Raw genomic sequence first — 11738 nt, 5'->3', positions numbered from 1 at the left:
ACTTTCTAGATCCCTACCCTTTGCTCATATTTGCCGGATGCTTCAACGTTTCGAAAGCCTTGATAGCAATCGCCAACCGATCCGCGAGCCTCTTGCGCCATTCCGGGTTACTGATTAGCTTTTCATCCTCGGCGTTGGACAGATACCCGATTTCGATCAGAACGGATGGCACATCCGGCGCGCGCAGCACCTGAAAACCGGCAAAACGATGCGGATTGTTGATGAGATTCACCTGTCCTTGCAGGGAATGAATCACCTTTTCAGCAAAACTCAGCGAGAATGTATGCGTTTCACGTCTTGTCAGATCGAGTAGAATGTCAGTGACCTCGGGCTGCTCTTCGGGAGCAGCACCTGCAAGGCTGTCTGACTTGTTTTCACGCTCGGCCATGGCGCGCGCAACGGAGTCCGATGCCTTATCGGAGATCGTATAAACTGTTGCACCGCGGATATCGTGCTGGTTGATTGTATCGGCATGGATGGAAATAAACAGATCCGCTTCATGCTGGCGGGCGATCCGCACCCGTTCGGAAAGCCGCAGAAAAGTATCATCAGCGCGGGTCATCAGAACTTTGATGTTGTTTTCCTGCGCCAGGCGATCTTTCAGTTCCTGCCCGAAAGCGAGCGTCAGATCTTTTTCCTTGATGCCACTGAGGCTTTCCGCTCCACTATCGATACCGCCGTGACCGGGATCGATCATAACGGTAAACGGACGCGCGGCAGACGCATTTTGTGATGCGGCCTGAATGGGCTTTTCACCACGGTCCGTCGAGCTTGTTATTTCCTCGAGGCCTTTCAGTTGTTCAGTAAACTCCCGGTCCGAAGTCGCAACGATATCGGCGACCAAGCGATAGCCTGATTCACTTTCATTTTTCAGAACGCGAAGGTCCTCAACCTTGAAAGGACCGCGTAGTGTCAAGATCAAGCGTGAACGGCCCTTGCCGACGAGTCCATAGCGAACGCGAGATACGAGCCCTCGGGCTTCCAGGCTTTTGTCATCGAAACCAAAGCGTGTTTCAGGCAAATCGACGACGAGACGATGCGGATTATTGAGAAGCAAGGTCGAGAGCTTTGGTTCCCGATCGAACATGACGACGATGCGCGTTCGCAGATCGTCCCCGGCCATACGGAAAGTCAGCGCAGATATCGGAGAAGTGACGCGATCGGCAGCGAAGGCAGATGCGGCCTGGAACAGGAAAGCCGACAGAAGAGCTACCAATGCCAGGAGGCATCCTGCACTCGGCAATCGTGTCACAGCGTTTTCAGCGCTTCGAAAATGCATCAGCCGCCACAATCAAGAACAACATCATTGAATGACTGGTATCAATAATCGCGATACCGGCACGCTTGCCCCTGCACCATCTCGCCCGAATACCCATTAAAACACTCGTACAGAACTACAGTTAATGAAGGATTTCCAGCCGTATTTCGACCTTGAATAGGTCCTATACTCAGCTTTCGGCGAAATTGCGATGCGAATGTCAAATGATATTCGTACTTGTCATCGTTCAAACGACGCCATAAAAGCTATGGAAGGTTTTGGGTGAACTATCAGAATCGTTTGCCGGTTCTCAAAACGAACCGCAAGGAATGATAGCGAAAACAGCGGCATATTCATTCGCCGCCGCCGATAACCAGCACAGAATTCAGCGGAGATGTGGCTCCCCCGCCCTCCGTTTCTATCGGCCGACTGCGTACCTTTACGCGCTGTCGCCAACGCTCGAAAAGAGCAAATAGGTCGGCCCGGCTTTTCCGGGTCATATATGAGGTCGTTTCGTTCGGAACAGCTATGGGTCAAGCAAGACTGACCAGTGCGAGCCTGAAGACCGTGATCGCCACGAGGCCGTCGCGCGCGGAGGCAGCAGCTTTTATTCCGACGAACCCAGAATCATCCGGCAGATGCAACGCAGTGAACACGGCAGCCTTCAGGGTTTCGTCCGGCGCACGCGTTTTGCGTCTTGGCGCCGGCAGGAAAGACAATAATGTCCAACAAAATGCTCATAGATGCCTCCCACCCGGAGGAGACCCGGGTTATCGTTACTCGGGGCAACAAGATTGAAGAATTCGACTTTGAGTCGGAACACAAGAAGCAGCTAAAAGGCAATATCTACCTCGCACGCGTCACCCGCGTCGAACCATCGCTTCAGGCTGCGTTCGTGGAATATGGCGGCAATCGCCATGGCTTCCTCGCATTCTCGGAAATCCATCCTGACTACTACCAAATCCCGGTAGCAGATCGTCTCGCTTTGCTTGAAGCAGAAGCAAAGGCCGCGCGTGCCGAAGACGATGAAGACGAACCTCGCGCCAAGAGCGAGCGTACCGAACGAAACGACCGTTCGCGTCGCAACCGTCGTCGCGGTCGTCGTGATGGTCAGGCTGGTGACGCGCAAGCCAATGCTTCCGACAAGGAATTGCCAGCGGCTGAACCTGTTGGTCCGGACTTTGAAAATTACGTACCGGGCACTCCGGCCATTGCCCTTTCCCAGAAAGGCGACGTGATCTCCGAGGCTGTCGAAAACGGTGACGAAGACGACGTCGAAAATGAAGAGGATATGGTTGAGTCGGTCGGCTCGGAAGATGCTCTTGAAGAGCTTCCGACGCATACCCGCACCAATCGTCGTCAGTACAACATTCAGGAGGTTATCAAGCGTCGCCAGATTATTCTGGTGCAGGTGGTCAAGGAAGAGCGCGGCAACAAGGGCGCAGCTCTCACGACCTACCTCTCGCTTGCCGGACGCTATTCGGTGTTGATGCCAAACACCGCACGCGGCGGCGGCATTTCGCGCAAGATCACCAATCCGCAGGATCGCAAGCGCCTCAAGGAAATTGTCAAGGAACTCGAAGTGCCGCAGGGCATGGGTGTGATCCTGCGCACGGCCGGTGCGAACCGCACCAAGGCCGAAGTCAAGCGCGACTACGAATACCTGATGCGCCTTTGGGAAAATGTGCGCACACTGACGCTGCAATCGACAGCACCTGCCCTCGTCTACGAGGAAGGCAGCCTGATCAAGCGCTCGATCCGTGACCTCTATAACAAGGACATCGCGGAAATCCTCGTTTCCGGCGAGAACGGCTACCGCGAGGCCAAAGACTTCATGCGCATGCTCATGCCGAGCCATGCAAAGGTTGTTCAGCCGTACCGCGAACAGGTTCCTATTTTCACGCGCAACGGGGTTGAAGCACAGCTCGACCGCATGCTGCTGCCGCAGGTGACGCTCAAATCGGGCGGTTATCTGATCATCAACCAGACCGAAGCGCTCGTTGCCATCGACGTCAACTCGGGGCGTTCGACGCGCGAACATTCGATTGAGGACACAGCACTCCAGACCAACCTGGAAGCTGCCGAAGAAGTTGCACGCCAGCTACGCCTGCGCGACCTTGCCGGCCTGATCGTCGTCGACTTCATCGACATGGAAGAAAAGCGCAACAATCGCGCTGTCGAAAAGAAGATGAAGGACTGCCTGAAAGATGACCGTGCTCGCATTCAGGTGGGCCGCATCTCGCATTTCGGCCTCCTGGAAATGTCGCGCCAGCGTATCCGTGCATCCGTGCTTGAAAGCACGATGCAGGTTTGCCAGCATTGCGGTGGCACTGGCCATATCCGCTCGGATTCCTCCATGGCGCTGCATATTATTCGCGGCATTGAGGATTATCTGCTGCGTCATTCCGGTTTCGACATTCACGTCCGCACACCGGCTGCATCGGCGCTTTATGTTCTCAATCACAAGCGCCAGCTCCTTGCCGATCTGGAAGGACGCTTCGGTGCCGCGATCAGCATTGACGCCGATGAAAGTGTCGGCCACCAGCATTTCGTCATCGACAAGGGTGCGCCGTCAACACGGCCGATAACCCAGCCTCCGGTGCAACCGATGGCCTATATCGAGGACGACATTGAAGATCCGGAAGTCCCGGTTGATGAGGACGAAGCCGAAGAAGAAACGACGGCTGACGTTCAGGTTCGTGAAGATCGTGGTGATGAAGCTGACCGCAAGCGTCGCCGCCGCCGTCGTCGTCGCGGTGGACGTGATCGCGAGAACCAGGAACAGCCTGCAACAGCCGATTCCGGTTCGGACGAAGCTTCTGACGAAGACGATGACGCCGATGAATCCCAGGAAACATCTTCGAATGCTTCATTGAGCGAAGAAGATCGCCGCAAGAAGCGTCGCCGTGGTCGCCGTGGCGGGAGAAAGAATCGTCGCGACGACGAACCCCGTGCGCGCAAGGTTCCTGATCCTGAGTTCGTCGGCTATACGCCGGTTCTGCCGGTAAAGGTCGAAGAAGCGGTTGCTGAAGAAGTTGCGGCCGAGGCCACAGAAGCGGCTGTTCCCGTTGCCGAAACGGCAGTTGAGGAAAAGCCCGCCAAGCCCGCTCGCAAGCCTCGTGCTCGCAAGTCTGCAAAGACTGAAGAAGTGGCTGAGGAAGTGGTTGCCGTCGAGGTAGAGGAACAGCCTGCCAAGCCAGCCCGCAAGACTCGTACTCGCAAGAAGGCGGCTGAAGAAGCTCCCGTCGAGCCAGTAGCGGTCGCTGATGAGCCGGAAGCAGAAGCCGAGAAGCCGAAGCGGCGTACCCGCCGAGCTGCCGCCAAACCGATTGTCGAAGTCGAAGAAGCAGTGGTGGCCGAAGCAGAGGTGGCAACAATTGCCGAACCGCAGAAAAGCGCTGAGCCTGTTGTAACCTCGAGCGAGGGCGAAGAGCAAAAGCCCAAGCGCGCAGGCTGGTGGCAGAAGAAGGGCTTCTTCTAAGCACCGCATCATGCTTGAAATGAAAAAACCGGCGGAAACGCCGGTTTTTTTTAGCTTTTAACGGAGGTTGATGCTTTCAGAAGCCGAACAGATTCATGCCTTCTGTTGTGGCAGCCAGTTTTCAAGCCTGCGGACAGCCTCTTCCATTTCCTCGATCTTGCCAGCATAGGAGAAGCGCATTGTGCGGTGTCCATCAAGCGGGTCGAAATCGCGCCCAGGTGTGGCTGCTATGTTGATTTCAGCAATCATTCGACGAGCAAATTCCATGCTGTCATTGGTGAAACGCGAGACGTCACAATAGGCATAGAATGCACCGTCCATCGGTGCGGCCAGGCTGAGACCTACACGCGGAAGGTGATCAAGCAGGATAAGCCGGTTCTGGCGATAGCGATCCTTTACCTGCTCCAGTTCCGATGTTGCATGAAAAGCTTCGATGGCAGCACGCTGTGAAAGCTCCGGCGCGGAAATGTAGAGGCTTTGGCTCAGTCGCTCGATAGCGCGAATATCGCTCTCGGGCAGAACCATCCAGCCGATACGCCAGCCAGTCATGCAGTAATATTTGGAGAATGAGTTGATGACCGTCACATCGTTGGAAATCTCCAATGCCGTGACATCATCCGTTTCATAGGAAAGCCTGTGATAGATTTCGTCCGAAATAACCCGGATGCCCAGACCGCGGGCCGTTTCGATAATCGCTTTCAGTTCCGGCTTGTCGATGACCGCGCCAGTCGGATTCGCGGGACTTGCAAACAATACGCCCTTCAAAGGCTTTTCAGCATGTGCCGCCGCAAGCGCGTCAGCAGTCAGCGATGCCGATGTTCCATTGCCGGTCGGTATTTCCACGACCTCAAGGCCAAGCGCGGTCAATATATTGCGATAGGCAGGGTAGCCTGGACGTGTAATAGCAACCCTGTCGCCCGGATCGAAATAGACCAGGAAGGCCAGATTGAAGGCAGCGGATGAACCAGTGGTAACAGCAATTCGCTCCGGCGAGACCGAAACACCGTAGTGGTCGGCATAATGGGAAGCAATCGCCTCTCTCAGCTCAATCAGTCCCAGAGCGTCTGTGTAGCCGATGCGACCGTCTTTCAACGCGCGCTCTGCGGCTTGTCGAACGATCTCGGGCGCCGGGTCGGCAGGCTGCCCTACCGCCATGGAAATGATCGGATGCCCGGCGGCGCGACGACGGTTAGCTTCCGCCAGAACGTCCATGGCATGGAAGGGCTCGACCGCGCTGCGGCTGGAAAGAGTGACCAACTTTACCTCCAGAAAATTGCGAGTGTCGCTTTCTACACCCGCCGTATAATCGCCGGATTGCTAAAGCAACAGCACCTTTTAAGAAAATACGACCAAATCCCGGGTTGGAGATTATCCCAACGCTCCGCCTATCGGTGATTGAATGCAAAGGTTATAAGATTCGCGCCGGTTTCAAGAAGGAAGAACAGCACGATGGGGACGATGACTACACCTTTCCCAGCCAGAAGATTTTCTTTCCAAAGTTTTGTTCGCCGCTCGGTCGCTACGGTGGCCGCACTGTCTATAGCTGTTACCAGTGCCCTGCCCGCATTCGCTCAATCGCGCGGCGGTGGCGTGCCGATCGTTCGGGACGCGGAGATTGAGGCACTTGTTGCCGATTATGCTGCGCCGATCCTCAAGGCAGCCGGTCTGGGCGGCCGTGGCGTTCGGGTCATTCTGGTCAATTCACAAAGCTTCAATGCCTTCGTCGATGGACGCCGTATTTTTATCAATACAGGCGCAATCATGCAGGCAGAGACGCCCAATGAAATCATTGGCGTGATTGCGCACGAATCGGGGCATCTTGCTGGCGGGCATCAGGAGCGCTTGCGTCAACAATTGAGCCGTGCCCGCAATATGGCGATCATCGGCATGCTGCTTGGTGTTGGAGCTGGCGTTGCAGGGGCTGCAAGCGGCAGCGGCAATGCAGCTGGCGCCGGAGCGGGCATTGCCATGGGCTCAAGCGAAATAGCCATGCGCAGCGTACTCAATTATCAGCGCACCGAAGAAATGACCGCCGATCGCCTTGCCGTGAACTATCTTAATGCCACAGGACAATCGACCAAGGGCATGCTCGATACTTTCGAGCGCTTCGCATCAGCTCTGTCGCTTACCGGCACGCAGATCGACCAATATCGCATCAGCCACCCACTCCCGCGGGAACGGATTTCGAACCTTGAGGAGCTCGCGCGAAAGAGCCCTTATTTCAACAAGACCGATTCTCCAGCCCTGCAACAGCGCCACGACATGGCTCGAGCGAAGATTGCGGCCTATTCCGGCAATATGGGTGCGTTGCAGCGTATGTTCCGCAGCAATCCCGGTGGCCTCCCTGCGCGCTATGGCAATGCCATTACGACCTATCTGAACGGCTCGGCCCGCGCTGCATTGCCGAAGTTCGATGCATTGATCAAGGAACAGCCGAAGAACCCGTATTTTCAGGAAATGCGCGGGGAAGTCCTGCTGAAAGCCAACGATGCGGCAGGGGCGGCAAAAGCCTTCCAGAAGGCCGTTTCACTCGATCCGCGCAAGTCGCCATTGCTGCGTATGAGCTACGGGCGCGCCCTTATGCTCACCGGTGCCAAGGCAAACATGCCCACCGCAATCAAGGAAATCAAGGCAGGCATTGCCTCCGATCCGGAGTTTCCAGGAGGCTACGGCTATCTGGCGCAGGCTTATGGACAACAAGGCGACATGGCCCTCGCAGACCTCGCCACTGCCGATATGAACTATTATTCGGGCAAGCTTCAGCAAGCCCAGATCTTCGCCATCCGTGCACAAAAGCAGATGAAACCCCGTTCACCTGAATGGCTTCGTGCGCAAGACATAATCAATGCCAAGAAAAGCAAATAAGACAGCTATTCGCACCTGAGACCGGCATTCAAGACAGATAGGAATTTTGGAATGAAGAACATAGTTTCCATAACGGTTGCCAGCGGCATCGTGGGCATCGCTGCACTTGCAGTGGGTTACTATGCAGGTACCGCCCGGCAGGTTTCGACTGCTGTAGAAAGCCCCGCTGCTCCCGCAGCAATGAACCAGCAAGCTATTGAAAATGTCGTTCGCAACTACCTCATCCAGAATCCGGAATTGATGCTGGAGGTACAAAGCGCGCTGGAGACCAAGCAGGCGCATGCGGCGCAGGAACAGACCAAGCAGGTATTGGCTGCCAATAGCAGCACCCTTTACGATCCCAAGCATGATGCCGTCTTTGGCAATCCCGACGGCGACGTGACCGTCTACGAGTTCTTCGATTACAATTGCGGCTATTGCAAGCGTGCCCTGCCCGACATGGAAGCGATCCTGAAAACCGACAAGAACGTGCGGTTTGTCTTGAAGGAATTTCCGATTCTCGGACCGGATTCAGCCAAGGCGCATATTGTGGCGCAGGCTTTCAAAGCGCTGATGCCAGAAAAATATGCTGAATTCCATGAAGTGCTGCTGGGTGCGCAGGAACGTGCAACGGAAGAATCCGCCATCGCCGATGCCGTAAAACTGGGCGCCGATGAAGCGCAGCTACGTGAAAAGATGAAGGACCCGGCAATTACGGGCGCATTCCAGCAGACCTATCAGCTGGCGCAGCAGCTCAACATTACCGGCACGCCATCCTACATCATCGGTGATGAACTGGTGCCAGGAGCGATCGGTGCTGACGGGTTGATCGAGAGAATCGCGGCTGCACGCGCTGCAGCAAAAAAATAAGCTGTCCCGCCATGGCTTGACTGATCGCTTTTGTGAAACAGTTTAAGCCGTGGCATCCAATGTTTGCGTTGCAAGAAGAGAAATTGCCGTATTGTCTGCCTATTTTGCAAAGAATAGCGGGAAAAACCGGTTCGGCAAAACATCTGCAATGATTTAGAGGGTTTCGACTTGCGTCCAAGCCCTCTATATGAAATGCGAAGTGTACCGAAATTTCGTGGTAAACGCGTTATCAGTCGCGGACGGATATGGCAAAAACGATATTTGTTTTGAACGGCCCCAATCTCAACCTTCTCGGCAAACGAGAACCGGGGATATACGGTGTTGCAACGCTCGAGAATATCGAGGCGGACTGCAAGCGTGAGGCTGAACAACTCGGGCTTGATGTCGATTTCCGTCAATCCAACCACGAAGGCGATCTGGTAACCTGGATTCAGGAGGCTGGCGACAAAAACGCCTATGTCCTCATCAATCCTGCCGCCTACAGCCACACTTCGGTTGCTATTCACGATGCGATCCGCTCGGCCAAGGTAACGGTCGTGGAAGTGCATCTTTCGAACATTCATGCGCGTGAGGCTTTCCGGCATCACTCCTATGTATCCGCAGTCGCCAAAGGCGTTATTTGCGGCTTTGGCGCGGAAGGATATCTGCTCGGTCTGCGCGCGCTTGCGGCAATTGCCAAAGAAGAAGAAAACAACGGGCAAAGCGTAAAAGGGGCCTGATATGTCCAGCAAAAATTCCGTCATCGACAAGGAAACGATCCGCGACCTGGCGGACATTCTCAATGAAACCGACCTCACCGACATCGAAGTCGAACATGGCGATCTGCGTATTCGCGTTTCGCGCAAGGTTACGGTTCAGGCCGCAGCGACCGTTATGCCGGCTCCAGCCCTCGTTGCTGCAGCCGCCGCACCTGTTGCTGCCGCTGAGCCGACAAAGGCCGAGCTGTCCAAGAACGCCGTTCCGTCACCGATGGTTGGCACCGCCTATCTTGCCCCGGCTCCGGGTGCTCGCAACTTCATCGAGGTCGGCGCACAGGTGAAGGAAGGTCAGACCCTTCTTATCATTGAAGCCATGAAGACCATGAACCAGATCCCGGCTCCACGCGCCGGTACGGTCAAGGCCATTCTCATCGAAGACGCTCAGCCGGTTGAATTCGGTGAGCCGCTCGTCATAATCGAATAAGACAGAAGATTACGGCTTATTCAATGAACGGGCAGCAAAGCGCAATGTTTCAAAAGATACTCATAGCCAATCGTGGCGAAATCGCTCTTCGCGTGCTCAGGGCTTGCAAGGAACTGGGCATCAAGACCGTCGCCGTTCACTCCACGGCAGACGCCGACGCGATGCATGTGCGGCTGGCAGACGAAAGCGTCTGCATCGGCCCACCGCCATCGCGCGACAGCTATCTGAATATTCATCAGATCGTCGCGGCTTGCGAGATCACCGGTGCCGATGCAATCCATCCGGGTTACGGCTTCCTGTCGGAGAATGCCAAGTTCGCGGAAATTCTTGAAGCGCACGGCATCACCTTCATCGGCCCCACCGCTTCGCATATCCGCATCATGGGCGACAAGATCGAAGCCAAGCGCACTGCAAAGCGCCTTGGCATTCCGGTCGTCCCTGGTTCTGATGGCGGCGTGACGGATGACGTGGAAGCGGCTCGCATCGCAAAGGAAATCGGCTACCCGGTCATCATCAAGGCTTCGTCCGGCGGTGGCGGACGCGGTATGAAGGTCGCCCGCAGCGAGGAAGATCTCTCCATCGCTCTTGCAACGGCTCGGTCCGAAGCAGCAGCAGCGTTCGGTGATGACGCAGTCTATATCGAGAAATATCTCGAAAAGCCGCGCCATATCGAAGTTCAGGTCATGGGCGACGGTGCTGGCAATGCCATTCATCTGGGTGAACGCGACTGCTCTTTGCAGCGCCGTCACCAGAAAGTATGGGAAGAAGCCAACTCACCGGCGCTCAATGCTGAGGCACGCGAGAAGATCGGCATGGTCTGCGCCAATGCCTGTGCGGAACTGGGCTATCGCGGTGCGGGAACGATCGAGTTCCTTTATGAGGACGGCGAATTCTATTTCATCGAAATGAACACACGTCTTCAGGTGGAACATCCGATCACGGAAGCCATCACGGGCATCGATCTTGTTCACGAACAGATTCGCGTTGCGGCTGGCCTTGGCCTGTCGGTAAAGCAGAAGGACATCCGGTTCTCCGGCCATGCCATCGAATGCCGTATCAACGCCGAAGATCCGCTGACATTTGCGCCTTCGCCAGGCCTGATTACGCATTATCATACGCCGGGTGGCCTTGGTATCCGCGTGGATTCGGGCGTCTATTCCGGCTATCGCATTCCGCCTTACTACGACAGCCTTATCGGTAAGCTTATCGTACACGGTCGCAATCGCGTGGAATGCATGATGCGCCTGCGCCGTGCGCTGGACGAGTTCGTGGTCGATGGTGTGAAAACCACCTTGCCGCTTTTCCAGGACCTGATCGCCAATCAGGACATTGCGAACGGCGAATATGACATTCATTGGCTGGAAAAATATCTGGCCAAGAAAACCAAGAGCGAAAGCGCCTGACAAAAGTGACCGCAGGAGTTTCCCCGGACGACTATTCAATCGAACCGGAGCTGCTCCTGCGGGCCTATGCCACGGGAATATTTCCCATGGCCGAAGAAGCCGATGACCCCGAGGTCTTCTGGGTTCGTCCTGAGAAGCGTGGCGTTATCCCGCTTGATGGCTTCCACCTGCCGAAAAGTCTTCAGAAGATCATCCGCCAGGGTGTTTTTGACATAAGGCTCGATAGCGATTTTGACGGCGTGATCGAAGGTTGCGCCAGCGGAATCGGCGAACGCGCGCGTACATGGATCAATGGGCCGATCCGCGAAGCCTATAAGAAATTATTTGAGATTGGGCATTGCCACACGGTCGAAGCGTGGCATGGCGGTCAGCTTGTCGGCGGGCTTTACGGTGTCACACTGGGACGCGCATTTTTCGGCGAGAGCATGTTCACGCGTAAGCGCGATGCATCAAAGGTGTGCCTTGCTTATCTGGTCCAGCATCTGATCAGGCAAGGCTTCGTGCTTCTCGACACGCAGTTTACCACGCCACATCTTATAAGATTTGGCGCAGTGGAAGTTCCACGAAAGAAATACGAGAAACTGCTGGAAAACGCGCTCGACGGGATCGCACGTTTCTAGAGCATGTCTCCCGAAAACGGGAACCGGTTTTCGGAAATGATGCGCGTGAGAACAAATACTTAGAGCGTCGGCTTAATTCA

Annotated in this window: 10 protein-coding genes; 7 read left to right on the top strand and 3 right to left on the bottom strand. The window is 55.4% G+C overall.

The window, feature by feature from the left end; genetic code table 11:
* Window positions 1–13: 13 nt before the first annotated feature.
* Together CQZ93_RS05720 and CQZ93_RS05715 are read right to left on the bottom strand one after the other, a co-directional pair.
* Window positions 14–1279: an N-acetylmuramoyl-L-alanine amidase gene (locus CQZ93_RS05720; RefSeq protein WP_105541730.1), complete on the bottom strand. Its 1266-nt coding sequence runs from the start codon at window positions 1277–1279 to the stop codon at window positions 14–16.
* A gap of 512 nt (window positions 1280–1791) precedes the next feature.
* Entirely contained in the window at window positions 1792–1977 is a 186-nt protein-coding gene (locus CQZ93_RS05715) for a hypothetical protein (protein ID WP_105541729.1), read from the bottom strand.
* A gap of 2 nt (window positions 1978–1979) precedes the next feature.
* Between CQZ93_RS05715 and CQZ93_RS05710 the strand changes: the two genes are divergently transcribed.
* A complete protein-coding gene (locus CQZ93_RS05710; RefSeq protein ID WP_105541728.1) occupies window positions 1980–4739 on the top strand; it encodes an Rne/Rng family ribonuclease in 2760 nt (919 codons plus the stop codon).
* A 93-nt stretch (window positions 4740–4832) separates the two neighbouring features.
* Here CQZ93_RS05710 and CQZ93_RS05705 read toward each other — a convergent pair whose 3' ends face one another.
* Complete coding sequence (locus tag CQZ93_RS05705; RefSeq protein ID WP_105541727.1) at window positions 4833–5996, bottom strand: pyridoxal phosphate-dependent aminotransferase; 1164 nt, start codon at window positions 5994–5996, stop codon at window positions 4833–4835.
* A gap of 192 nt (window positions 5997–6188) precedes the next feature.
* On the opposite strand from CQZ93_RS05705, the gene CQZ93_RS05700 reads away from it, so the two are divergent.
* The 6 genes from CQZ93_RS05700 (at window position 6189) to aat (ending at window position 11658) form a co-directional block, all read left to right on the top strand.
* Window positions 6189–7604, top strand: coding sequence for a M48 family metalloprotease (locus tag CQZ93_RS05700; protein ID WP_105541726.1), 1416 nt, complete (start codon window positions 6189–6191; stop codon window positions 7602–7604).
* A gap of 51 nt (window positions 7605–7655) precedes the next feature.
* Complete coding sequence (locus CQZ93_RS05695; RefSeq protein WP_105541725.1) at window positions 7656–8453, top strand: DsbA family protein; 798 nt, start codon at window positions 7656–7658, stop codon at window positions 8451–8453.
* 245 nt (window positions 8454–8698) lie between these two features.
* The gene (gene aroQ, locus CQZ93_RS05685; RefSeq protein WP_105541723.1) at window positions 8699–9172 is read left to right on the top strand and encodes a type II 3-dehydroquinate dehydratase; all 474 of its coding nucleotides are present in this window, start codon (window positions 8699–8701) and stop codon (window positions 9170–9172) included.
* Window position 9173: 1 nt separating this feature from the next.
* A complete protein-coding gene (gene accB / locus CQZ93_RS05680) occupies window positions 9174–9635 on the top strand; it encodes an acetyl-CoA carboxylase biotin carboxyl carrier protein (protein ID WP_105541722.1) in 462 nt (153 codons plus the stop codon).
* Window positions 9636–9679: 44 nt separating this feature from the next.
* Complete coding sequence (gene accC, locus CQZ93_RS05675) at window positions 9680–11038, top strand: acetyl-CoA carboxylase biotin carboxylase subunit (protein ID WP_105541721.1); 1359 nt, start codon at window positions 9680–9682, stop codon at window positions 11036–11038.
* Between the two features lie 50 nt (window positions 11039–11088).
* Entirely contained in the window at window positions 11089–11658 is a 570-nt protein-coding gene (aat, locus tag CQZ93_RS05670) for a leucyl/phenylalanyl-tRNA--protein transferase (RefSeq protein WP_105543190.1), read from the top strand.
* The last annotated feature ends 80 nt before the right edge of the window (window positions 11659–11738 follow it).

The sequence above is a fragment of the Ochrobactrum vermis genome (assembly GCF_002975205.1).
GTDB lineage: Bacteria > Pseudomonadota > Alphaproteobacteria > Rhizobiales > Rhizobiaceae > Brucella > Brucella vermis.
Note: the sequence above shows the minus strand (reverse complement) of the source record. Positions and strands in the feature narration are given on the sequence as shown.